The sequence below is a fragment of the Paractinoplanes tereljensis genome, from assembly GCF_016862435.1.
GTDB classification, from domain to species: Bacteria; Actinomycetota; Actinomycetes; order Mycobacteriales; family Micromonosporaceae; genus Actinoplanes; species Actinoplanes tereljensis.
In genome coordinates, this window is the sequence record NZ_BOMY01000026.1 from 17,125 (window position 1) to 40,458 (window position 23,334).

Sequence of the window (23,334 nt, forward strand, 5' to 3'; positions counted from 1 at the left end):
GCGCCGCCTGAACTGCGGGAATGTGCGTCATGTGACAGGCGCTGCACTACGACAGCGAAAACTTGTCGTACCCCATGGCTAGAGTGGCCGCGGCTTTGCTCGACTCATACACCTGTACGGAGAGGCTGGCTGGTGGCCGACCGTTTGATCATTCGAGGCGCGCGCGAACACAACCTGCGCGACGTCAACCTCGACCTGCCCCGCGACGCGATGATCGTCTTCACCGGGCTCTCCGGCTCGGGCAAGTCCAGCCTCGCGTTCGACACGATCTTCGCCGAGGGCCAGCGGAGATACGTGGAATCGCTGTCGTCGTACGCACGGCAGTTCCTCGGGCAGATGGACAAGCCCGACGTCGACTTCATCGAGGGCCTGTCGCCGGCCGTCTCGATCGACCAGAAGTCGACCTCGCGCAACCCGCGCTCGACCGTCGGCACCATCACCGAGGTCTACGACTACCTGCGTCTGCTGTTCGCCCGCACCGGCATCCCGCACTGCCCGGTCTGCGGTGAGCGGATCAGCAAGCAGACCCCGCAGCAGATCGTCGACCGGGTCCTCGCCATGGAAGAGGGCACCCGCTTCATGGTGCTCGCCCCGGTGATCCGCGGCCGCAAGGGTGAATACGTCGACCTGTTCGCCGAGCTGCAGGCCAAGGGCTACGCGCGGGCCCGGGTCGACGGCGTGGTGCACCCGCTCACCGAGCCGCCGAAGCTGAAGAAGCAGGAGAAGCACACCATCGAGGTGGTGATCGACCGGCTCAGCGTCAAGGCGTCCAGCAAGCAGCGCCTGACCGACTCGGTCGAGGCCGCGCTCGGCCTGGCCGGTGGCATCGTGCTGCTCGACTTCGTCGACCTGGCCGAGGACGACCCGGCCCGCGAGCGCCGCTTCTCCGAGCACCTGGCCTGCCCCAACGACCACCCGCTGGCGATCGAGGACCTCGAACCCCGGGTGTTCTCCTTCAACGCGCCCTACGGCGCCTGCCCCGAGTGCACCGGCCTCGGCACCAAGAAGGAGGTCGACCCCGAGCTGCTGATCCCCGACGTGGAGCGCAGCATCCGGGAGGGCGCCATCCAGCCGTGGGCCGGGGGTCAGACCCAGGAATACTTCACCCGCATCCTCGAGGCCCTGGCCACCGCCGAGAAGTTCTCGGTCGACACCCCGTGGCGGTCGCTGCCGTCCCGCGCCCAGAAGACCATCCTCTACGGCTCGGAAGACCAGGTCCACGTCCGATACCGCAACAAGTACGGCCGGGAGCGCTCCTACTACACCGGGTTCGAGGGTGTGGTGCAGTGGATCGAGCGCCGGCACAACGACACCGAGAGCGACTGGTCCCGGGACAAGTACGAGGGCTACATGCGCGACGTGCCGTGCCCGGTCTGCGGCGGCACCCGTCTCAAGCCCGAGGTGCTGGCCGTGACGATCGCCGGCAAGAGCATCGCCGAGGTCTGCAACCTGTCCATCGGTGACTGCGCCGAGTTGCTGGCCACCATCGAGCTCGACGACCGGCAGAAGATGATCGCCGAGCGGGTGCTCAAGGAGATCAACGCCCGGCTGCGCTTCCTGGTCGACGTCGGCCTGGAATACCTGTCGCTCGACCGCGGCGCCGGCACCCTGTCCGGCGGTGAGGCGCAGCGCATCCGGCTCGCCACCCAGATCGGCTCCGGCCTGGTCGGCGTGCTCTACGTGCTGGACGAGCCGTCGATCGGCCTGCACCAGCGCGACAACCACCGGCTGATCGAGACGCTGGTCCGGCTCAAGAAGCTGGGCAACACGCTGATCGTGGTCGAGCACGACGAAGACACGATCCGCACCGCCGACTGGATCGTCGACATCGGCCCGGGGGCCGGCGAGCACGGCGGCAAGATCGTGCACAGCGGCTCGGTCGAGGGCCTGCTGGCCAACGAGGAGTCGCCGACCGGCGCCTACCTCTCCGGCCGCAAGTCGATCCCGACGCCGGGCACCCGCCGACCGCAGACCGCCGGCCGGGAGCTGGTGGTGCAGGGGGCCCGCGAGCACAACCTGCGCAACCTGACCGTCGGCTTCCCGCTGGGCCAGTTCATCGCGGTCACCGGGGTCAGCGGCTCGGGCAAGTCGACCCTGGTCAACGACATCCTCTACACGGTGCTGGCCAACCAGGTGAACGGCGCCCGGCTGGTGCCCGGCCGGCACACCCGGCTCACCGGCCTCGACCAGGTCGACAAGGTGGTGGGCGTCGACCAGTCGCCGATCGGCCGCACCCCGCGGTCCAACCCGGCCACCTACACCGGGGTGTTCGACAACATCCGCAAGCTGTTCGCCGAGACGGTCGAGGCCAAGGTGCGCGGCTACGGCCCCGGCCGGTTCTCGTTCAACGTCAAGGGCGGCCGCTGCGAGAACTGCGCGGGCGACGGAACGATCAAGATCGAGATGAACTTCCTGCCGGACGTCTACGTCCCCTGCGAGGTGTGCAAGGGCGCCCGCTACAACCGGGAGACGCTCGAGGTGCACTACAAGGGCAAGACGATCTCCGAGGTGCTGGAGATGCCGATCGAGGAGGCCGCGACCTTCTTCGAGCCGATCACCTCGATCCACCGGCACCTCAAGACGCTCGTCGACGTCGGCCTCGGTTACGTCCGGCTGGGCCAGCCCGCCCCGACCCTGTCCGGCGGCGAGGCGCAGCGCGTCAAGCTCGCCTCCGAGCTGCAGAAGCGGTCCACCGGCCGCACCGTCTACGTGCTCGACGAGCCGACCACCGGCCTGCACTTCGAGGACATCCGCAAGCTGCTGCTGGTGCTCAACGGCCTGGTCGACAAGGGCAACACGGTGATCACCATCGAGCACAACCTCGACGTGATAAAGACGGCCGACTGGCTGATCGACATGGGTCCCGAGGGCGGCAGCAAGGGCGGCCTGGTGCTGGCCACCGGCACCCCGGAGGAACTGGCCGAGGTGCCGGAGAGCCACACCGGGCAATACCTGCGCCACGTCCTGGGCCTGGAGGGTGAGCCGGCCGGGTCGGCGGCGGCCGTCGCCCGGGCGGCCAAGGCCAACGGCACCCCGGCGCCGAAGGCTCCCGCCAAGCCCCGGGCGACCAGGTCCCGGGCCAAGGCCGCCGTCTGACGCAGGACACGCCCTGGTTGAAGCGTAAAGTTCCAGCAAGGTCACAGGTGACTCATAGCAACGGCGCCCGGTCGGGTCCATAGGCTCGACCGGGCGCCGTTCTGTGTGTAAACAACGGGAAAAGGCGCCGGGCAAAGGCGCCCAAACCCGAGGAAAGCTCGGCCATCAGGGCGCACAATTTCGCGGAATCCCTGAACCGGCTCGGCCGTGACCGCGTACACCACGTAGACGCCGCGTGACCACTCGCGCGGACTTGCACTGGAGGGCTTACCGATGACAGACGTGCAGACGAGGACCGACTCCGCGCTTCCCACCGAGGCGCCGCCGGGCCGCACGGGCACGGCCTCGACGCGCCGGCTCGTCCTGCTCGGCGCCGGCGCGGCCGGTGCCACCGCGGTCCTGGCCGCCTGCGGAACCAGCAGCACCAACACCAACGGCACCGGCTTCAGCAACGACCCGGCCCCGGCCGGCAGCGCCGAGGCCGGCAGCGGCACCGGCAGCACCGCGGGCGCGACCGGCGGCAGCGCGCTGGCCTCCACCGCCGACGTGCCGGAGGGCGGCGGCGTCATCTCCGGCGATTACGTGATCACCCAGCCGGTGGCCGGCACCTTCAAGGCGTTCAGCAAGGTGTGCCCGCACGCCGGCTGCGATGTGAGCAAGGTGGACGGCGGCGTGATCATCTGCCCGTGCCACGGGAGCAAATTTTCCATCGAGACCGGCGAGCCGACCGTCGGCCCGGCCACCAAGGCCCTGGCCGAGACGAAGGTCAAGGCGGACGGCGACAGCATCGTCAAGGCGTAACGATTTACGGCCGGAGGTCCGACGCCGTGGCGGCGGCAACGGACCTCCGGTCGGGTAATCATGTCAGTCCCCCGCACTACTGTTGACCCCGTGCCAGACCCGTCGACCTACCGACCCGCGCCCGGGACGATCCCCGACTCACCCGGCGTCTACCGCTTCCGTGACTCGACCGGCCGCGTGATCTACGTCGGTAAGGCGAAGAACCTACGAAACCGCCTGAATTCCTATTTCGCCGACACCTGGTCGCTGCACGCGCGCACCCAGCAGATGGTGACCACCGCGGCCGCCGTCGACTGGGTGACGGTCGGCACCGAGGTCGAGGCGCTGCAGCTGGAGTTCAGCTGGATCAAGGAATTCGATCCGCGCTTCAACGTGAAATACCGCGACGACAAGTCCTACCCGTTCCTCGCGGTCACCCTCAACGAGGAGTTCCCGCGCCTGCAGGTGATGCGCGGCGCCAAGCGCAAGGGCGTGCGCTACTTCGGGCCCTACTCGCATGCCTGGGCCATCCGCGAGACCCTCGACCTGCTGCTGCGGGTGTTCCCGGCGCGCACCTGCTCGGCCGGTGTCTTCAAGCGGTCCGGCCAGATCGGCCGCCCCTGCCTTCTGGGCTACATCGGCAAGTGCTCGGCCCCGTGCACCGGCCAGGTCTCCGCCGACGAGCACCGGGCCATCGTCGACGACTTCTGCGACTTCATGGCCGGGCGCACCGACGCGTTCGTCCGGCGGCTCGAGCGCGACATGATGAAGGCCTCCGAGACCCTCGAGTTCGAGCGCGCGGCCCGGCTGCGCGACGACATCGCCGCCCTGCGCCGGGCCATGGAGAAGCAGACCGTGGTGCTCGGCGACGGCACCGACGCCGACGTGGTCGCCTTCGCCGAAGACCCGCTCGAGGCGGCCGTGCAGGTGTTCCACGTGCGCGACGGCCGGATCCGCGGTCAGCGCGGCTGGGTGGTGGAAAAGGTGGAAGACCTGTCCACCGGCGACCTGGTGCACCACTTCTGCTCGCAGGTGTACGGCGATGTCGAGGGCGAGGGCGACGTTCCGCGCGAGCTGCTGGTCCCGGCCCTGCCCGAGGACGCTCCGGCGCTGGCCGACTGGCTGTCCGAGCGCCGCGGCAGCCGGGTGTCGCTGCGGGTGCCGCAGCGCGGCGACAAGAAAGATCTGATGGAGACGGTGGCCCGCAACGCCGGCGAGGTGCTGCAGCGGCACAAGCTGCGCCGGGCCGGCGACCTGACCACCCGCAGCAAGGCGCTCGACGAGATCGCCGAGGCGCTCGGCATGGACACCTCGCCGCTGCGCATCGAGTGCTTCGACGTCTCGCAGATCCAGGGCACCGACGTGGTCGCGTCCATGGTGGTCTTCGAGGACGGCCTGCCCCGCAAGAGTGAATACCGCCGGTTCGCGGTGCGCGGCAACGCCGACGGCAGCGGCACCGACGACCTGTCCGCGATGACCGAGGTCATGCGGCGGCGGTTCGCCCGCTTCAAGGCCCGGCCGGGGGCCGACGCGCCCCGCGACGAGCCGGAGTCCGATGTGGCCGACGACGAGGCCGACGCGCTGCTGCACGGCGACGAGGTCCCGCCCGCCGAGTTGCCCGGCATCGACCCGCTCACCGGCAAGCCCCGCCGGTTCGCCTACCCGCCCCAGCTGGTCGTGGTCGACGGTGGCCAGCCGCAGGTCAACGCGGTCGCCGAGGTCTTCGCCGAGCTCGGCATCACCGACGTCGCGCTGTGCGGGCTGGCCAAGCGGCTCGAGGAGGTGTGGCTGCCCGGCGACGACTTCCCGGTGATCTTCCCGCGCACCTCCGAGGCGCTCTACCTGTTGCAGCGGGCCCGGGACGAGGCACACCGGTTCGCCATCACCTTCCACCGGCAGCGCCGGTCCAAGCGGATGACCGGCTCGGCCCTGGACAGCATCCCGGGGATGGGGGAGACCCGCCGCAAGGCGCTGCTGCGGCACTTCGGCTCGCTCAAGCGGCTCGCCGCCGCCACCGTCGAGGAGATCACCGAGGTCCCCGGCATCGGCAAGCGCACCGCCGAGACCCTGATCGCGACGCTGAACCCGCCGGCCGAGGCTCAGAAGCCACCGGCCGAGGCGGGGGCGGTTCCGGCCGGCGGCGCGGGCAAGACCAAGGCCGGGGCCACCCGCAACCGGGCCGGCAGCAGCCTGCCGGCGCCGGCCCCGGTCCGGATCCCGGCCGCGGCACCGGACAACCTGGAGTCACACGAATAGCGGATCGGCCCGACTCGCGGAGTTGGTTCGGCCTAAGATGTATTGCCTTCAGTCCGCTCAAGGGTGGCGGCGGGGCGGTTGGATGGGGTGTCCGCCCGCGATGGAGTGGGCATCTACGCGGGAGGCGTGCGTTGACGGAGTCGTTGCCGGAGTTCGCTGACTCGGTGGACCCGGACGAGGTGGCCACCGACCTGGTGGTCGTGACCGGCGTTTCCGGCGGTGGCCGCAGCACGGTCGCCCGGGCGCTGGAGAACGTGGGCTTCTATGTGGTGGACAACCTGCCCCAGGCGCTGATGCTGGACATGGCCCAGCTCGCGTTCCAGGCCGGTGGCGCCGCCCGGCGCACCGCCATGGTGCTCGACGTGCGCAGCCGGGCCTTCTCCACCGACCTGGCCGGCGCCATCCACGCCCTCAAGGAGCGTGGCTTCTCGCCGCGGGTGCTGTTCGTCGACGCCGACGACGAGGTGCTGATCCGCCGGTTCGAGTCGGTGCGCCGCTCGCACCCGCTGCAGGGCGACGGCCGGCTGGCCGACGGCATCACCGCCGAGCGCAAGCTGCTGGCCGAGGCCCGCGAGCAGTCCGACGTGATCATCGACACCAGCCACCTGAACGTGAACCAGCTGCGCCGCCGGGTCGAGGAACTGTTCGGCGGGGAAGACGTGCGCAAGCTGCGCATCACCGTGCTGTCGTTCGGCTTCAAATACGGCCTGCCGCCGGACGCCGACTACGTGCTGGACGCCCGCTTCCTGCCCAACCCGTTCTGGGTTCCCGACCTGCGCGACCACACCGGCCTGGAGGACGCGGTCAGCAAGTACGTCCTCGACCAGGAGGGCGCGAGCACCTTCGTCAGCAACTACGCCGGCCTGATCGCGTCGACGGCGCCCGGGTTCGAGCGCGAGGGCAAGCGCTACCTCACCGTCGCGGTCGGCTGCACCGGCGGCAAGCACCGCAGCGTCGCGATCACCGAGGAACTCACCGCCCAGTTGCGTGACATGCGGCTCTCCGCCCACCCCTCGCACCGCGACCTGGGGCGGGAGTGACGGCCGTTCGCGTGGTCGCGTTCGGGGGAGGGCACGGGCTCGGCGCCTCCCTCCGCGGATTGCGGCACGCCGCCCGCGAGCTGGAACTGGACATCACCGCGATCGTCACGGTCGGCGACGACGGCGGGTCCAGCGGCCGGCTGCGGGCCGAGCGGGACGCGCTGCTGCCGCCGGGCGACCTGCGGCAGGCGCTGGCCGCGCTGGCCGCCGACGACCCGGCCCGGCAACTGACCGCGCAGCTGCTGCAGTACCGGTTCGCCGGCAGTGACTCGCTGGCCGGGCACGCGGTCGGCAACCTGCTGCTGCTCGGTCTCATGGAGATGCTCGACGACCCGGTCGACGCCCTCGATCACGTGGCCGCCCTGGTCGGCGCGCGCGGCCGGGTGCTGCCGATGGCCCGGCACGCGGTCGGCATCGAGGCCGACGTGCTCGGCGCCGACCCGGAACGACCCGGCGAGGTCGTCACCGTGCGCGGTCAGCACGCGGTCGCGGTGGCGCTCGGGCACGTCGAGGCGGTCCGGCTCGAGCCGGCCGACCCGCCCGTCTGCGACCAGGCGATCGAGGCCATCCACGCGGCCGACTGGCTGATCTTCGGCCCCGGCAGCTGGTACACGAGCGTGCTGCCACATCTGCTGGTGCCCCGGCTGGCCGAGGCGATCATCGCCAGCCCGGCCCGCAAGCTGGTGACGCTCAACCTGGCCGCCGACAACGAGACCCTCGGGCTGTCGGTGGCCGATCACCTGGCCGCCCTGAGGTGGTATTTACCGGGTCTGCGGGCCGACACCGTGCTGGCCGACGCCAAGTGGGTGGGCGAACCCGAACCGGTGCACCTGGCGGCCGAAACTTTGGGTGCCCGTCTCGTGTTGGCACCGTTGGCCGTTGCGGACGGCAGCCCGAGGCATGATCCTGAGTCGCTGGGCGTTGCACTGGTGCCAGTATTGGGCGCCGCTCGTTAAGCAGACGGCGTAGTGCGGCACACACTGTTCAACATTTCAGCGCATGAGGTGGGACTAACACGATGGCGATGACGGCAGCGGTCAAGGACGAGCTGAGCCGGGTCGACGTGCCCAAGCCGTGCTGCCGCCGGGCGGAGATGGCGGCGCTGCTGCGTTTCGCCGGCGGCCTGCACATCGTGTCCGGCCGGGTGGTGGTCGAGGCCGAGCTCGACACCGGCGCGGTCGCGCGCCGCCTGCGCCGCGAGATCGCCGACGTCTACGGCTACCCCAGCGAGGTCCACGTGCTGGCCTCCGGCGGTCTGCGCAAGGGCAGCCACTACATCGTCCGGATCGTCAAGGACGGCGAGGCCCTCGCTCGCCAGACCGGCCTGCTCGACGTGCGCGGCCGGCCGGTCCGCGGCCTCCCGCCGCACGTCGTCTCGGCCAACGTCTGCTGCGCCGTCGCCGCCTGGCGCGGCGCCTTCATGGCGCACGGTTCGCTCACCGAGCCCGGCCGCTCCAGCGCCCTCGAGATCACCTGCCCCGGCCCGGAGGCCGCCCTCGCGCTGCGCGGCGCCGCCCGCCGGATCGGCATCACCGCCAAGGAGCGCGAGGTCCGCGGCGTCGACCGGGTGGTGATCAAGGACGGCGACGCGATCGCCGCCCTGCTCACCCGGATCGGCGCGCACGCCAGCGTGCTGGCCTGGGAGGAACGCCGGGTCCGCCGCGAGGTCCGGGCGACGGCCAACCGCCTGGCCAACTTCGACGACGCCAACCTGCGCCGCTCGGCCCGCGCCGCGGTCGCGGCGGCCGCCCGGGTCACCCGCGCCCTGGAGATCCTGGCCGACGAGGCCCCCAACCACCTCACCAGCGCCGGTCAGCTGCGTCTCGAGCACCGGCAGGCCTCCCTCGAGGAGCTGGGCGCCCTCGCCGATCCGCCGCTGACGAAGGATGCGATCGCCGGCCGCATAAGGCGTCTGCTGGCGCTTGCCGACAAGCGCGCCCGCGACCTCGGCATTCCGGACACCGAGGCGGCGGTAACCCCCGAGATGATGGCCTGCTGAGCGGTTCGCTCCCGCTTTCTTAGAAAATACGGGTATGCCCGGTCCCGCCGAGCAGCGCGACCGGGCGGCCGCACCGGGCCGCGACGCGACTCTCGCGTGCGGCGTTGGGTTGCGCCCGAAGGCGCTCCGGGACGCCTCACGCGAAAGGCGCGTCGCGGCCGTAAGGGGCCGCGAAGATCGCGCTGGTAGGCGGGGACCTGCCGGAACGCGTACTTTCCAAGGGTTTTGAATGAACGCTTAATTAGGGACCTTGGTCACCTGTCGGTAACCCACCCGGCCTCTCGGTCGGCGGATGGCTCGGATAGGGTCGATGGTGACGGCGACGGTGCCGGCAGCTCGGCCGACCGCGCTGTGACGCCGCCAGTTCGGTGCGGCGCACCCTTCATTCGCGCGCGTTCGCCGGACGCCCTACGCCGGACCGTTGAAGTTCGGCGTGCAGAGACTCTCCGCCGGTCGACGAAATCCGGCGGACCGAAACGAGGAGATCCACCTGTGACCATCCGGGTTGGCATCAATGGCTTCGGCCGTATCGGACGTAACTTCTTCCGGGCCGTTCAGGCCTCCGGCGCGGACATCGAGATCGTGGCGGTCAACGACCTCACCGACAACGCGACGCTGGCTCACCTGCTCAAGTACGACTCGATCCTGGGTCGTCTGGGCCAGGAGGTAAAGGCCACGGCCGACGAGATCACCGTCGGTGGCAAGACCTTCAAGGCGTTCGCCGACCGTGACCCGGCCAACCTCAAGTGGGGCGACGTCGGCGCGGACGTGGTGATCGAGTCGACCGGCTTCTTCACCGACGCCAACAAGGCCAAGGTGCACGTCGAGAACGGCGCGAAGAAGGTCATCATCTCGGCCCCGGCCAAGAACGAAGACATCACGATCGTCATCGGCGTCAACGACAACCTGTACGACGGCGCGAAGCACACGGTCATCTCCAACGCGTCCTGCACCACCAACTGCCTGGCGCCGATGGCCAAGGTGCTGAACGACACGATCGGCATCGAGCGTGGCCTGATGACCACGATCCACGCCTACACCCAGGACCAGAACCTGCAGGACGGCCCGCACAAGGACCTGCGTCGCGCCCGCGCCGCCGCCCTGAACATCGTGCCGACCTCGACCGGTGCCGCCAAGGCCGTCAGCCTGGTGCTGCCGGAGCTCAAGGGCAAGCTCGACGGCTTCGCGCTGCGGGTGCCGATCCCCACCGGCTCGGCCACCGACCTGACCTTCACCGCCGGCAAGGAGACCTCGGTCGACGAGGTCAACCAGGCGATCAAGGCGGCCGCCGACGGCCCGCTCAAGGGCATCCTGGTCTACACCGAGGACCCGATCGTGTCCTCGGACATCGTCACCGACCCGGCCTCCTGCATCTTCGACGCCGGCCTCACCAAGGTGATCGGCAACCAGGTCAAGGTCGTCGGTTGGTACGACAACGAGTGGGGCTACTCGAACCGCCTCGTCGACCTGGTCAAGCTGGTTGGCTGACGAATCGTGAAGACTCTCGACGACCTGCTCGGCGAGGGTGTCTCGGGTCGGCGCGTGCTCGTGCGCGCCGACCTGAACGTCCCGTTCGACAAAGCCAACCCTGGCGTCATCAGCGACGACGGCCGCGCCCGCGCGGTGCTGCCGACGCTGGTCGCGCTGCGTGACGCGGGTGCCCGCGTCATCGTGATGTCGCACCTCGGCCGCCCCAAGGGCGCGCCGGACCCGAAGTACACGCTTGCTCCCGTTGCGACGCGGCTTTCGGAGCTCCTTGGCTCCGACGTCGTCTTCGCTGAGGACACGGTCGGCCCTTCTGCTTCCGCTGCCGTGGAAGCGCTGGCCGACGGCCAGGTGCTCCTGCTGGAGAACCTGCGGTTCAACGAGGGCGAGACCTCGAAGGACGACGCCGCGCGCGTTGCCTTCGCGGGCCAGCTGGCGGCATATGCCGATTTTTACGTCGATGACGCTTTTGGTGCCGTGCACCGCAAGCACGCCTCGGTGTACGACGTGCCGTCTCTGCTCCCGCACTACGCCGGTGGGCTCGTCCTGAAAGAGGTCGAGGTCCTCAAGCGGGTGTCGGAGAGCCCGGAGCAGCCCTACGTGGTCGTGCTCGGCGGTTCGAAGGTCTCCGACAAGCTCGCCGTGATCAAGGCGCTGCTGCCGAAGGTCGACAAGCTGCTCGTCGGCGGCGGCATGTGCTTCACGTTCCTGAAGGCTCAGGGGCACGAGGTCGGCAAGTCGCTGCTTGAGTCGGAAATGATCGACACCTGTTCCGCGCTGCTGGCGGAAGCCGACGGCCGGATCGTGCTGCCCGTGGACGTTGTGGCGGCCAGCGAGTTCTCGGCTGACGCTGCGTATGACACGGTTGACATTTCCGACATTCCGGCCGATCGGCTCGGGCTGGACATCGGGCCGAAGTCGGTCGCGATCTTCGCCGAGGCCATCGGGTCCGCGAAGACCGTGTTCTGGAACGGCCCGATGGGCGTCTTCGAGCTGGCGCCGTTCGCGGCCGGCACCCGGGGCGTCGCCGAGGCCATCACCAAGATCGACGGCTTCTCGGTCGTCGGTGGCGGCGACTCGGCCGCGGCCGTGCGCACGCTCGGCCTCGACGAGTCGGCGTTCGGGCACATCTCCACCGGTGGCGGTGCCTCCCTGGAGTACCTCGAGGGCAAGAAGCTGCCCGGCGTCGAAGCCCTGGAGAAGTGAGCATGACGGACCCCACCCCCCGCCGTCCGATCGTTGCCGGCAACTGGAAGATGAACCTCAACCACCTCGAGGCCATCCTTCTGGTGCAGAAGCTGGCCGCGAGTCTCACCCCGCAGCAGCTGACCGACGTCGAGACCGTCGTCGTGCCGCCGTTCACCGATCTGCGCAGCGTGCAGACCGCGATCGACGGCGACAAGCTGCACCTCGTCTACGGCGCGCAGGACATCTCCCAGTACAAGAGCGGCGCGTACACCGGGGAGATCTCCGGCGCGATGCTGTCCAAGCTGGGCGTCTCCTACGTGCTGGCCGGGCACTCCGAGCGCCGGGAGTACCACGACGAGGACGACGCGCTGGTCAACGCGAAGGTGAAGGCGGCCTTCGCGAACGAGATCACGCCGATCCTCTGCGTCGGCGAGGGCCTGGTCACCCGCGAGGAGGGCACGCACGTCGCCCACTGCACCAACCAGACCCTGGCCGGGCTGGCCGGGCTGAAGCCGGAGCAGGTCAAGCAGATCGTCGTCGCGTACGAGCCGGTCTGGGCGATCGGCACCGGCAAGACCGCGACGCCGGACGACGCGCAGGAGGTCTGCAAGGCCATTCGCGCGGCGATCGCCGAGAAGTACGGCACCGACGTCGGCGAGGCCGTGCGCATCCAGTACGGCGGTTCAGTGAAGGCCGCCAATATCGCGTCGATCATGGCGCAGCCGGATGTCGACGGTGTGCTGGTCGGCGGCGCGTCGCTGGAGGCCGGCGAGTTCGCCTCGATCGTGCGCTACCGGGAGCACGTAGGCCGCTGAAACATGCTGTGTGCCCGGTCGCACCTTGCGGCCGGGCACCCGCTATTGTTGCGGTGCTGTCTGTCCTTCGAGAGGAATGAACCCGATCATGCCGATGTGGTTCGCGTACACGATGATCGTGTTGCTGGTGCTTACCAGCCTCGTGCTGACCCTGCTGATCCTGCTGCACCGCGGCAAGGGCGGCGGCATGTCGAGCATGTTCGGCGGTGGCGTCTCTTCCAGCCTGGCCGGGTCGTCGGTCGCGGAGAAGAACCTCGACCGCTACACCGTTCTGGTGGGCATCGTCTGGTTCGCCTGCATCGTCGGTCTGGGACTCTGGCTGCGTCTGGCCCTGCCTGCTTCCTGACCGTCGCCAATAGTCGTAGAATCTGCCGCGCGTCCGGTTCTGCCGGGCGCGCGGCTATTTTATCCCCATTATTTCGGCCATATTTCCGGCCGACCCGCCTCGAGACAGGAGTGACATCCGTGTCCAGCGGCAGTGCGATCCGCGGCAGCCGTGTCGGGTCCAGCCCGATGCGCCCCGACGAGCGCAGCGAGCCCGCCCCGCGCCGAGAAGTGACCTACTTCTGCGCGGCCGGCCACGCCAGCCTGATCAAGTTCTCGGCCGAGGCGCCCGCGCCCGACACGTGGGACTGCCCGCGTTGCGGACAGCCGGCCGGTCTCGACGGGGAACACCCGCCTGGCCGAATGCGTGCCGAGCCGTACAAGTCGCATCTGGCGTACGTCAAGGAGCGGCGCACCGACGAGGACGGCGAGAAGATTCTCGCTGAGGCCCTCGCCAAGGTGCGCCAGCGCCGAGGCGAGTAAGGACTATCGCCGGGCCGGTACGTCGGCCGCCGCGGCCCGGTCGAGCAGCCAGTAGGTCTTGCTGACACCGGTGGCGTGTGCGGCCGGCTTCGACTTGTCGCCGCCCAGGGCGGCACCGACCGACACCGTCTTGTCCGGCCCGGCGGCGATCAGCCACACCTCGTCGGCGCTCTGGATCGTCGGCATGGTCAGCGTGACCCGGTTCGGCGGCGGCTTCGGGCTGTCGTGCACGGCCGCCGTCGTCGTCCCCGTCTCGGTCAGCACCGGGTGATCCGGGAAGAGCGACGCCACGTGCCCGTCCTCGCCGACGCCGAGCATCAGCACGTCGAATGTCGGCAGCGGGTCACCGAGCTCGGCAGCGTAGCTGACCGCCGCCGACGAAACGCCCTGACCGGCGTCGGCCGGCATGGCGTGCACCCGGGCCGGGTCCAGCGGCAGCGCGTCCAGCAGCGCGGCCCGGGCCTGGGTCTCGTTGCGGTCGGCGTCACCGGCCGGCAGGAACCGCTCGTCCCCCCACCACAGGTCGACCTGCGACCAGTCGATCGCGGCCGCGGCCGGCAGGTCCTTGACGGTCGTCAGCACCTTCGCGGCGATCCGGCCGCCGGTCAGCACCACACTCGCCGTGCCACGGTCGGCCTGCGCGTCCACGATCTTCGCGACCAGGCGGGATGCGACGGTGGCGGCGAGGACGTCGGCGTCGGGTACCACCACGACCAGGGTCTTGCTCACGTACGCCTCCTATTGCGGAAGGGCCGCCCACCGTGAGGCGGACGGCCCTGCTTGATTGTCGGGGTCAGGCGGCGGTGCCACCGGGGCCGGCCATGGCTCCGGCGTCCTCGTTCGCGCGGGCGGCGAGGGCCGGGTCCTTCCAGACGTGCACCCGCATCGGGGCCCGGTGGTCGAGGCCGGTCGCGCCGGCCATCGCACCGAGGGCCTCGGAGTAGATCTGGTCGGCGTCGAGCCGGCGCAGTTCCTCGGCCAGTTCGTCACCGACCGGCCGCTTCGGCAGCGGCATGTAGCGGTCTTCCTGGCCGGTGCGGCTGAACAGCGCGGTGTTCTCCTCGCGGGTGACCCGGACGCAGTCGCCGTTGGCGCACTGCAGTTCCACCGAGTGCATCCGCGGCGAGCGGTCGGACGACTCCAGCTTCGGCTCGATGCCGAGCCGCGACTGCAGCCAGCCCTTCATCAGCCAGGCGGTCGGGTCCTTGGCCGGCGCCACGATGGTGGCGCCGGTGACCCGCTCGTCGGTGGTGTCGAACGCGCCGGCCACCAGGGTGCGCCACAGCGTGATGCGGGTCCAGGTGAGGTCGGTGTCGCCCGGCGCGTAGTCGACGGCCCGCTGCCGCAGCGCGGCCACCGGGTCGGGGGACTGCGCGCAGTCGGTGATCCGCCGGTCGGCGACGACGCCGAGGAAGTCGTTGGCGATCGAGTCCGGCGGCTCCTCGTGCCACCAGCTGACCACCGGGACGTCCGGGGCGAGCAGCGGCATGACGACCGACTCGGCGTGCAGCGCGAGACGGCCGTACATCCGCATGACGACCGCCTCGGCCGGGCCGAGACGGCCACCCACGACGATTTCCGCGTCGAGGCGGCTGCGTCCCTCCAGATCGGAGCGGACCACGATGAGCAGGCGGCAGGGGTGCGCGGAGGCGGCGATGGTGGCGGCCGCCTCGGCCTCCCGGACCTTCTTCTCCTCCACGACGGCGACCAGGGTCAGGGCGAGGCCGGAGGCCACGCCGCCGGCGCTGCGCCGCTCGGCCGCGAGAGCCTTGACGACCTCGTTGCCGGTGGTGTCCCACAAGCCAATCATGCTCGCCTCCAGGCACGGCCTTCGCGGCCCAGCATCTCGTCGGACGCCCGCGGGCCCCACTCGCCGGCCCGGTAGGGCTCCGGCGTGGTGTCCGCCCAGGCGGCCTCCAGCGGGTCGATGACCTGCCAGGACTGCTCGATCTCGGCGGCGTCCGGGAACAGGGTCCGGTCGCCGACCAGCACGTCCAGCACCAGTCGTTCGTACGCCTCGGGGCTGGACTCGGTGAACGCCTCGCCGTACTGGAAGTCCATCGCGATGTCGCGGACCTCCATGGTGGTGCCGGGCACCTTGGAACCGAACTTGAGCACCACGCCCTCGTCCGGCTGCACCCGCAGGACCAGCTGGTTGTTGCCCAGCATCTCCACGTCGGCCGGGTCGAACGGCAGGTGCGGCGCGCGCTTGAACAGGATCGCGATCTCGGTCACCCGGCGCGGCATGCGCTTGCCGACCCGGACGTAGAACGGGACCTCGGCCCAGCGCCGGTTCTGGATGCCGAGCCGGACCGCCGCGTAGGTCTCGGTGGTCGAGTCCGGCGGGATGTTCTTCTCCTCGAGGTAGCCCACGGCTCGCTCGCCGGCCACCCAGCCCGGAAGGTACTGCCCGCGGACGGAACCCGTCGCGACGTCCTTCGGGATGGCGATGGCCTTGAGGACCTTGAGCTTCTCGGCGCGTACGTCATTGGGGTCGAAGCTTGTCGGCTCTTCCATGGCGACCAGCGCGAGCAGCTGCAGCAGGTGGTTCTGCAGGACGTCGCGGGCGGCACCGGAGGCGTCGTAGAACGCGGCCCGGGTGCCGATGCCGACGTCCTCGGCCATGGTGATCTGCACCGAGTCGACGTACTTCGAGTTCCACACCGGCTCGAAGAGACTGTTGGCAAAGCGCAGGGCCAGGATGTTCTGGACCGTCTCCTTGCCCAGGTAGTGGTCGATGCGGTAAACGTCCTGCGGGGTGAAGACCTCGTCGACCAGTTGGTTCAGCGAGATCGCGGACTGCAGGTCGTTACCGAACGGCTTCTCCACCACGACCCGCCGCCAGCCGCCGGACTTGGCGTTGTCGGCCATCCCGGTGCGGGCCAGCTGGTTGAGCACCAGCGGGAACGCGGCCGGCGGGATGGAGAAGTAGAAGGCGGCGTTGCCCGGGATGCCGTTGCGTTCGCGCAGGTCGTCGAGCGTCTCGGCCAGGCTGTCGAAGGCGGCGTCGTCGTCGAACGAACCGGGCACGAACTGGAACTGGCTGGCCAGACGCTGCCAGACATCCTCACGCCACGGGGTCCGGGCGCCCTTCTTCGCCGCTTCCAGGGCCAGAGACTCGAAGTCGCCGTCACCCCAGTCGCGGCGGGCGAAGCCCAGGACCACGAAACCGGGCGGCAGCAGACCGCGGTTGGCCAAGTCGTAGACGGCCGGGATGAGCTTCTTTCGGGACAGGTCACCGGTGACTCCGAAGATCACCAGAGCACACGGCTCCGGGATGCGCGGGAGCCTGCGGTCCTGTGCGGTACGCAGCGGATTGCCCACGTGGTCCATCCTGCCAGTTATCGGTGTCGTGCAGGTGAAGTACGCCGGGGCCCGCCTGTTTAAAACATGGCGGGCCCCGGCGGGGAAAATCAGGCCGCGTCGCTCGGGTTCTTGGCGCCGGAAGCGGCCGCCTTCAGCGACTTGGTGACTCCGTCGAGCAGCTCTTTCCAGCTGACCTCGAACTTGTCGACGCCCTCGTCCTCGAGGACCTTCACGACGTCGTTGAAGTCGATGCCCACGGCGGCCAGGTCGCTGAAGACCTTCTTGGCGTCGCCGAACGCGGGGCTGACGGTGTCGCCACGGGTGTCACCGTGGTCCTCGTACGCGAAGATCACCGACTCCGGCATGGTGTTGACCGTCCCGGGGGCGATCAGCTCCTCGACGTAGATCGTGTCCTTGAACTCGGGGCTCTTGGTCGAGGTCGACGCCCACAGCGGACGCTGCGGGTGCGCGCCGGCCTTCTCCAGGGCCTTCCACCGGTCGGTGCCGAAGACCTCGGTGTACGCCTCGTAGGCCAGCTGGGCGTTGGCGATGGCCGCCTTGCCCTTGAGCGCCTTGGCCTCGTCGCTGCCGATCTTGTCGAGCCGCTTGTCGACCTCGCTGTCCACCCGGGAGACGAAGAACGACGCCACCGAACCGATCTTGGACAGGTCGTGGCCGTTGAGCTTGGCCTGCTCGACACCGGCCAGGAACGCCTCCATCACCGCGCGGTAGCGCTCCAGCGAGAAGATCAGCGTCACGTTCACGCTGATCCCGGCGGCCAGGGTCGCCGTGATCGCGGGCAGGCCGGCCAGGGTGGCCGGGATCTTGATGTAGAGGTTTTCCCGGTCGACGAGCCACCAGAGCGTCTTGGCCTCGGCCACGGTGCTCTCGGTCTCGTGCGCCTTGCGCGGGTCGACCTCGATGGAGACGCGGCCGTCGATGCCCTTGGACGCGTCGTACGCGGGACGCATCACGTCACACGCCGCCCGCACGTCCTTGGCGGTCATCAGGCGCACGGCCTCCTCGACCGTGACCTTCTGCGCCGCCAGGTCCCGGAGCTGCTCGTCGTAGGCGTCCGCGTCGGACAGCGCCTTCTGGAAGATGCTCGGGTTGGTGGTCACGCCGACCACGTGCTGGTCAACGCGCAGCTTCTCGAGCGAACCAGTGGTCAGGCGGACACGGGAGAGATCGTCGAGCCATACCGCCACACCCTGGGCGGAAAGCTCGGCCAGCCTGTCGGTCATCGCGTACTCCTCAGTTTCCGGTCTTGTGACCGGTGATCTCGCCGACCTTGGCCAGGGCGGCGTTGGCCTTGGCCACCACGTTGTCCGCGGTGAAGCCGAACTGCTCGAAAAGGATCTTGGCGGGTGCGCTGGCGCCGTAGTGCTCGATGCTGACCGGCTCGCCCGCATCTCCAAGGATGCGGTCCCAGCTCATCCGGATGCCAGCCTCGACGGTGACGCGCGCCTTAACACCACGCGGCAGAACTTCCTGCTGGTACGCGGTGTCCTGCTCGTAGAACCACTCCTGGCAGGGCATCGACACGACCCGGGTCGGGGTGCCCTCGGCCTCGAGCCGCTCCTGCGCGACGAGGCAGAGCTGCACCTCGGAGCCGGTGCCGATGAGGATCACGCTGGGCTGGCCACCGGACGCCTCGGAGAGGATGTAGCCGCCCTTGAGGGTGCCCTCGGCCGCCGCGTACTTGCTGCGGTCGATCGTCGGGAGGTTCTGCCGGGACAGCGCGAGCGCGGTCGGCCGGTCAGTGTGCTCGATGGCACCGCGCCAGGCCCAGGCGGTCTCGTTGGCGTCGGCCGGGCGGACCACGTCGAGGCCGACGATCGCGCGCAGGGCGGAGACCGTCTCGATCGGCTGGTGCGTCGGGCCGTCCTCGCCGAGACCGATCGAGTCGTGCGTCCACACGAAGACGACCGGCAGCTTCATCAGCGCGGACAGCCGGACCGAGCCGCGCATGTAGTCGCTGAACACCAGGAAGGTGCCGCCGTACGGGCGGGTGCCGCCGTGCACCGCGATGCCGTTGAGGATCGAGCCCATGCCGTGCTCGCGGATGCCGAAGTGCAGCGTGCGGCCGTACTCGTTGCCCGGGAACGCCTTGGTGGCGTACTCGGCCGGGATGAAGGAGGGCTCGCCCTTCATCGTGGTGTTGTTGCTCTCGGCCAGGTCGGCCGAGCCGCCCCACAGCTCGGGCAGCACCGGCGCGAGGGCGTCGAGCACCTTGCCGGACGCGGCGCGGGTGGCGATGCCCTTCTCGTCGGCCGGGAAGACCGGAACGGCGTCGAACCAGTTGTCCGGCAGGGTGCGCGAGTCGAGCCGGTCGAACAGCTTCTTGCCCTCGGCGTTGCCCTTGGCCCAGGCGTCGAACGCCTTCTGCCACTCGGCGTGCGCCGCCCGGCCCCGGTCGGAGACCTCACGGGCGTGCGCGAGCACGTCCGCGGCGACCGCGAACGACTCGTTGGGGTCCCAGCCGAGAACCTTCTTGGTCGCGGCGACCTCGTCAGCACCGAGAGCCGAACCGTGGATCTTGCCGGTGTTCTGCTTGTTCGGTGCCGGCCAGCCGATGATGGTCTTGAGGACGATGAACGTCGGCTTGTCGGTCACCTTCTGGCCGGCCTGGATCGCCTTCCAGAGGGCTTCGACGTCCTCGTGGTAGTCGCCCTTCGCCGGGTCGCCCTTGCGCCAGTCGACGTGCTGCACGTTCCAGCCGTAGGCGGCGTAGCGGGCGCCGACGTCCTCGTTCTTGGCGATCCGGGTGTCGTCCTCGATGGAGATCTCGTTGTCGTCGTAGATCACCGTGAGGTTGCCGAGTTTCTGCACCGCGGCGATGGCGCTCGACTCGTGGCTGACGCCCTCTTCGATGTCGCCGTCCGAGCACAGCGCGTAGACGTTGTGGTCGAACGGAGAGTCACCGGCGTCGGTGCTCGGGTCGAACAGTCCACGCTCGCGGCGGGCGGCCATGGCCATCCCGACCGCGTTGCCGATGCCCTGCCCGAGCGGGCCGGTGGTGATCTCGACGCCGGGGGTGTGCCCGTACTCCGGGTGACCCGGGGTCAGCGAGTCCCACTGGCGCAGCGACTTCAGGTCGTCCAGCGCCAGGCCGTAGCCGGAGAGGTAGAGCTGAATGTAGAGGGTGAGGCTGGAGTGCCCACAGGAGAGCACGAAGCGGTCGCGCCCGGCCCAGTGCGGGTCGGTCGGGTCGTGCCGCATGACCCGGTTGAACAGCAGGTAAGCGGCCGGGGCAAGGCTCATCGCGGTGCCGGGGTGGCCGTTGCCGGACTTCTCGACGGCGTCCATGGCCAGCACCCGGACGGTGTCCACCGCTTTGCGGTCGAGGTCGGACCAATTGAGAGCAGGATCTGTCGCAGCCACGTCGGTTGTGCTCCTCGGGGCATGAATTAGGAACCCTTTTGAGGTTGACCCTATCCACTTGCCGTAAACCTGCGCCGGGGGAACGCCTCAGGCCCATACGCTGAGAGCGGACATGCCACGTGTGACGCCTTGCACCGGCGCTGGGTCGCCGGAGCTGCACATTCGGCTGAGCGTAGGCTGTCCCAGCGTGCCGCCGGCTGGCGCCGGCAATGGTCGTGAGTTGGCTAGTGCCGATGCCGGAAGGTGGCAGTCCGTGAGCATGATCACCGAGCGTCCCATCACCTCACGGGCGCCCGGCGTCAAGGAGCGCGGTGAAACTCGCCGCGATCGCGCGGCCGTTTTCCGCGCCTACCTCGCGCTGACCAAGCCACAGATCGTCGAACTGCTCCTGGTGACCACTGTGCCGGCCCTGATGCTGGCCGCCGGTGGCTGGCCCGACCTGGGCACTCTCGCGATCGTCCTGATCGGTGGGGCCCTCGCGGGCGGTGCGGCCAGCGCGCTGAACTGCTACATCGACCGCGATATCGACGAGCTGATGCGGCGCACCAAGCGGCGCCCGCTGCCCGCACACAGCGTCACTCCGCGGGCCGTGCTGATCTTCGGACTCTCGCTCGCGGTGATCTCCGTCGCGCTGATGGCGGTCTTCACCAACTGGCTCGCCACCGCCCTGACCGCGGGCGCCATCTTCTACTACGACGTGGTCTACACGCTCTGGTTGAAGCGGCGCACGCCGGCCAACACGTTCTGGGGTGGCGTCTGCGGAGCGGCCCCGGTGATCATCGGCTGGGCCGCGGTGACCGGCTCGGTGGCCCCGCTCGGATGGGCGCTTTTCGCGGTTGTGTTCTTTTGGCAGATGCCGCACTTCTATGCGCTCGCCATCAAGTACAAGGACGACTACGCCCGCGCCGGCATCCCGATGCTGCCCGTGGTCCGCTCGGTCGGCCGGGTCAACTTCGAGATCGTGCTCTACACCGTGCTGACCGTGGTCGCGTCGCTCGTCGCCTGGCCGCTCGGCCTCGGCCCGATCTACGGCATCACCGCGATCGTCACCGGAGCCCTCTTCCTCGGCGAGGCGCTCCTGTTGGTGAACCGCACCCGCAAGGGCGGCCCGATCAAGCCGATGCGCCTGTTCCACTGGTCCATCACGTACCTGACGATCCTCTTCATCGCGGTCGCGGTGGATGCGCTCATTTGAGCGAAATGACCGTTTTAAAGGTTACGGTTGGTCACCCCATCGATGGAAACCTGTTGATGCGGGCAATTCGGGCGCAATTGGTGCATACCAATGAGTCCATCAGGTAAACCTCCTGGTTATTGTCATCACAAAATGCAACAGCCGGTGCTTGCTTCCACAGGGAACGTGCTTAGGCTGCCCGTCATGGCTCAAGGTTCCGATACGACACTGACTGCGGGGATCAAATCCTTCGCCGCCGGCCACGGCGGCGCGAAGGCGGTCATCGAGTACGTCGGCAAGCGTGGTGCCCGCATCGTCCTCGTCGGCCAGGACGGCGAGTGGTCCGACCAGTTCGCCGATGGCACCGACGTCGCCCGCCAGGCGTGTGAGAACGCCGGCGTAGAGATTGAGAACGAGTGGGAGCGCGAGCTCTTGGAGCAGATGCGCCCCAGCAACGACCTGTGGCGCTCGATGTCGCGCCGGAGCATGGCCCGCTGATCTTGTCCCCGTCCACTTCAACCCAGGCGACCCGGGAGTCCTCCCGGGTCGCTCTCGTTACCTGCAGCCTCTTTCCGTCCCTCTGGGACGATGACCACCCGCTGCGGGATGCCCTGCTGGCCACCGGCATACCGGTGGACGTGGTCCGCTGGGACGACCCCACCGCCGACTGGTCCTCCTATGCGTCAGTGGTGCTGCGTTCCCCTTGGGACTACGTCGCCCGCCGCGACGAGTTCGTCGCCTGGGCCCACTCGGTGCCGGGTCTGCTGAACCCGGCCGACGTCGTCGAGTGGAACACCGACAAGCGCTACATGCGGGAGCTGGCCGAGGCCGGCGCCCCGATCACCCCCACGACCTATGTGTCTCCCGGTGAGACCTGGCAGCCACCGTCCGACGGCGAGTGGGTGGTCAAGCCGACCGTCAGCGCCGGAAGCCAGGACACCGGCCGCTACGCGCTGCCGTCCCAGCTGGACCTGGCCGAGGCGCATGTGGCCAGACTGACGTCGCTGGGCCGCACCGCGATGATCCAGCCGTACCTCTCCGCCGTGGACACCGCCGGCGAGACCGCGTTGCTCTACTTCGCCGACGCCTCCGGCCGGCTCACCTTCAGCCACGCGGCCCGCAAGGGCCCCATGCTCACCGGCCCCGACGAGGGCAAGATCAACCCCGGCAGCGAGAACATCACCGCGCGCATCGCGTCCCCGTCCGAGCTGGCGACCGCCGACAAGGTCCTGGCCGCGATCCCCGAACGCTTCCAAAACCTGCTGTACGCCCGGGTGGACGTGATCCCCGGCCCCGACGGCCTCCCGCTGCTGCTGGAGCTGGAGCTCACCGAGCCCTCACTCTTCCTGCGCACGGCCCCGGCCGCGGCCACCCGCCTGGCCCAGGCGATCCGCACCCGCCTTTAAATCCGAGGGGTACGGGCATCCCCGTCCCCGCCGATTCCACCCGGTCCCGCCGAGCAGCGCGACCCAGCCACGGCCAGAGGCCGTAGCGCGCCGCTCGCGCTATGCGGTGGGCAGTTATCCACAGGCTCAAATTTTTCTCTTCGTTGATCGCTGCGGGGCGCCAGGCTGTGTGCAGTTCGTCAGCGGGTGGCCGGCCGCCCGCTGACGCGACGAGTGCCATGGCCACTGCCCGATGTCCGCAGCAGCGCCCGCCGCCGTAGCGCGCGGCCGGTCGGCGCAGAAAGGAATGAGGCCTTACGACAGCCTCGGAATAGTGCGTGGCGGTCGCCTCTGTCTCCAAGGCGGCCGCGTCCTCGACCGGCCCGGCATCCGGGAGTCCGTTCGTCGCTCTGACCAAGCGGCGTCCGGTCCGTCTGCCTCCCGGCAACGCCATGCGCCGGGCCGGTTGGGGGCTCCACTTGCCCATTAGACGTATACGACTATAGGCTCCGCGTCATGCCATTGGATGCGACGCGGAACGGGCTCGTGCTGCCGATGCTGGGACTGCTTGTCGAGTCGCCGGCGCACGCCTACGACGTGGCGGGGCGGCTCGCGAGCC

At 69.4% G+C, this 23,334-nt stretch carries 19 protein-coding genes; 14 read left to right on the top strand and 5 right to left on the bottom strand.

Annotation, left to right across the window (positions count from 1 at the left end; translation table 11 throughout):
- The first annotated feature begins 132 nt into the window (after positions 1-132).
- From uvrA to Ate02nite_RS20210, 11 genes are all read left to right on the top strand, one after another.
- On the top strand, positions 133-3,096 hold the full coding sequence (gene uvrA, locus Ate02nite_RS20160) for an excinuclease ABC subunit UvrA (RefSeq protein WP_203807772.1): 2,964 nt from the start codon (positions 133-135) through the stop codon (positions 3,094-3,096).
- 273 nt (positions 3,097-3,369) lie between these two features.
- A complete protein-coding gene (locus tag Ate02nite_RS20165; protein ID WP_203807774.1) occupies positions 3,370-3,897 on the top strand; it encodes a Rieske (2Fe-2S) protein in 528 nt (175 codons plus the stop codon).
- Between the two features lie 90 nt (positions 3,898-3,987).
- Positions 3,988-6,132: an excinuclease ABC subunit UvrC gene (uvrC, locus tag Ate02nite_RS20170; protein WP_203807776.1), complete on the top strand. Its 2,145-nt coding sequence runs from the start codon at positions 3,988-3,990 to the stop codon at positions 6,130-6,132.
- A 131-nt stretch (positions 6,133-6,263) separates the two neighbouring features.
- Positions 6,264-7,172 (top strand): RNase adapter RapZ, encoded by a 909-nt coding sequence (rapZ, locus tag Ate02nite_RS20175; protein WP_203807778.1) that lies wholly within the window; start codon positions 6,264-6,266, stop codon positions 7,170-7,172.
- On the top strand, positions 7,169-8,128 hold the full coding sequence (locus Ate02nite_RS20180) for a gluconeogenesis factor YvcK family protein (RefSeq protein WP_203807780.1): 960 nt from the start codon (positions 7,169-7,171) through the stop codon (positions 8,126-8,128). Before rapZ ends, Ate02nite_RS20180 begins: the two co-directional genes overlap by 4 nt.
- A gap of 62 nt (positions 8,129-8,190) precedes the next feature.
- A complete protein-coding gene (gene whiA, locus Ate02nite_RS20185) occupies positions 8,191-9,171 on the top strand; it encodes a DNA-binding protein WhiA (RefSeq protein ID WP_097322458.1) in 981 nt (326 codons plus the stop codon).
- Positions 9,172-9,663: 492 nt separating this feature from the next.
- Positions 9,664-10,659, top strand: a complete 996-nt coding sequence (gap, locus tag Ate02nite_RS20190) for a type I glyceraldehyde-3-phosphate dehydrogenase (protein ID WP_203807783.1) — start codon at positions 9,664-9,666, stop codon at positions 10,657-10,659.
- 6 nt (positions 10,660-10,665) lie between these two features.
- A complete protein-coding gene (locus Ate02nite_RS20195) occupies positions 10,666-11,862 on the top strand; it encodes a phosphoglycerate kinase (protein WP_203807785.1) in 1,197 nt (398 codons plus the stop codon).
- Between the two features lie 2 nt (positions 11,863-11,864).
- Positions 11,865-12,659: a triose-phosphate isomerase gene (gene tpiA, locus Ate02nite_RS20200; protein WP_203807787.1), complete on the top strand. Its 795-nt coding sequence runs from the start codon at positions 11,865-11,867 to the stop codon at positions 12,657-12,659.
- 88 nt (positions 12,660-12,747) lie between these two features.
- Positions 12,748-13,005 (top strand): preprotein translocase subunit SecG, encoded by a 258-nt coding sequence (secG, locus tag Ate02nite_RS20205; RefSeq protein ID WP_203807790.1) that lies wholly within the window; start codon positions 12,748-12,750, stop codon positions 13,003-13,005.
- A gap of 119 nt (positions 13,006-13,124) precedes the next feature.
- Positions 13,125-13,466 carry an RNA polymerase-binding protein RbpA gene (locus Ate02nite_RS20210; RefSeq protein ID WP_203807792.1) on the top strand — a complete coding sequence of 114 codons (342 nt, stop codon included), beginning with the start codon at positions 13,125-13,127 and terminating at the stop codon, positions 13,464-13,466.
- A 3-nt stretch (positions 13,467-13,469) separates the two neighbouring features.
- Here the strand turns inward: Ate02nite_RS20210 and pgl are convergent, their stop codons facing one another.
- From pgl to tkt, 5 genes are all read right to left on the bottom strand, one after another.
- Positions 13,470-14,195, bottom strand: a complete 726-nt coding sequence (gene pgl, locus Ate02nite_RS20215) for a 6-phosphogluconolactonase (RefSeq protein ID WP_203807794.1) — start codon at positions 14,193-14,195, stop codon at positions 13,470-13,472.
- Between the two features lie 64 nt (positions 14,196-14,259).
- On the bottom strand, positions 14,260-15,276 hold the full coding sequence (locus Ate02nite_RS20220) for a glucose-6-phosphate dehydrogenase assembly protein OpcA (RefSeq protein ID WP_203807796.1): 1,017 nt from the start codon (positions 15,274-15,276) through the stop codon (positions 14,260-14,262).
- Positions 15,273-16,790, bottom strand: a complete 1,518-nt coding sequence (zwf, locus tag Ate02nite_RS20225; protein WP_354263221.1) for a glucose-6-phosphate dehydrogenase — start codon at positions 16,788-16,790, stop codon at positions 15,273-15,275. The genes Ate02nite_RS20220 and zwf overlap by 4 nt, the downstream gene beginning before the upstream one ends.
- A gap of 89 nt (positions 16,791-16,879) precedes the next feature.
- Positions 16,880-18,016 carry a transaldolase gene (gene tal / locus Ate02nite_RS20230; protein ID WP_203807800.1) on the bottom strand — a complete coding sequence of 379 codons (1,137 nt, stop codon included), beginning with the start codon at positions 18,014-18,016 and terminating at the stop codon, positions 16,880-16,882.
- Between the two features lie 10 nt (positions 18,017-18,026).
- The gene (tkt, locus tag Ate02nite_RS20235; RefSeq protein WP_239147544.1) at positions 18,027-20,081 is read right to left on the bottom strand and encodes a transketolase; all 2,055 of its coding nucleotides are present in this window, start codon (positions 20,079-20,081) and stop codon (positions 18,027-18,029) included.
- Between the two features lie 328 nt (positions 20,082-20,409).
- On the opposite strand from tkt, the gene Ate02nite_RS20240 reads away from it, so the two are divergent.
- The 3 genes from Ate02nite_RS20240 to Ate02nite_RS20250 all read left to right on the top strand — a co-directional run bounded on the left by Ate02nite_RS20240 (position 20,410) and on the right by Ate02nite_RS20250 (position 22,736).
- Positions 20,410-21,351: a heme o synthase gene (locus Ate02nite_RS20240; protein ID WP_203807804.1), complete on the top strand. Its 942-nt coding sequence runs from the start codon at positions 20,410-20,412 to the stop codon at positions 21,349-21,351.
- Positions 21,352-21,534: 183 nt separating this feature from the next.
- Positions 21,535-21,828 carry a hypothetical protein gene (locus Ate02nite_RS20245; RefSeq protein ID WP_203807806.1) on the top strand — a complete coding sequence of 98 codons (294 nt, stop codon included), beginning with the start codon at positions 21,535-21,537 and terminating at the stop codon, positions 21,826-21,828.
- Entirely contained in the window at positions 21,792-22,736 is a 945-nt protein-coding gene (locus Ate02nite_RS20250; protein ID WP_438871230.1) for an ATP-grasp domain-containing protein, read from the top strand. Before Ate02nite_RS20245 ends, Ate02nite_RS20250 begins: the two co-directional genes overlap by 37 nt.
- The last annotated feature ends 598 nt before the right edge of the window (positions 22,737-23,334 follow it).

What these genes read in the sequence shown, in the direction of transcription:
- Ate02nite_RS20165 (WP_203807774.1), top strand. Translation starts at nt 3,370, where the DNA reads ATGACAGACGTGCAGACGAGGACCGACTCCGCGCTTCCCACCGAGGCG.
- whiA (WP_097322458.1), top strand. Translation starts at nt 8,191, where the DNA reads ATGGCGATGACGGCAGCGGTCAAGGACGAGCTGAGCCGGGTCGACGTG.
- tpiA (WP_203807787.1), top strand. Translation starts at nt 11,865, where the DNA reads ATGACGGACCCCACCCCCCGCCGTCCGATCGTTGCCGGCAACTGGAAG.
- secG (WP_203807790.1), top strand. Translation starts at nt 12,748, where the DNA reads ATGCCGATGTGGTTCGCGTACACGATGATCGTGTTGCTGGTGCTTACC.
- Ate02nite_RS20220 (WP_203807796.1), bottom strand. Translation starts at nt 15,276, where the DNA reads ATGATTGGCTTGTGGGACACCACCGGCAACGAGGTCGTCAAGGCTCTC.
- tal (WP_203807800.1), bottom strand. Translation starts at nt 18,016, where the DNA reads ATGACCGACAGGCTGGCCGAGCTTTCCGCCCAGGGTGTGGCGGTATGG.
- tkt (WP_239147544.1), bottom strand. Translation starts at nt 20,081, where the DNA reads ATGGACGCCGTCGAGAAGTCCGGCAACGGCCACCCCGGCACCGCGATG.
- Ate02nite_RS20245 (WP_203807806.1), top strand. Translation starts at nt 21,535, where the DNA reads ATGGCTCAAGGTTCCGATACGACACTGACTGCGGGGATCAAATCCTTC.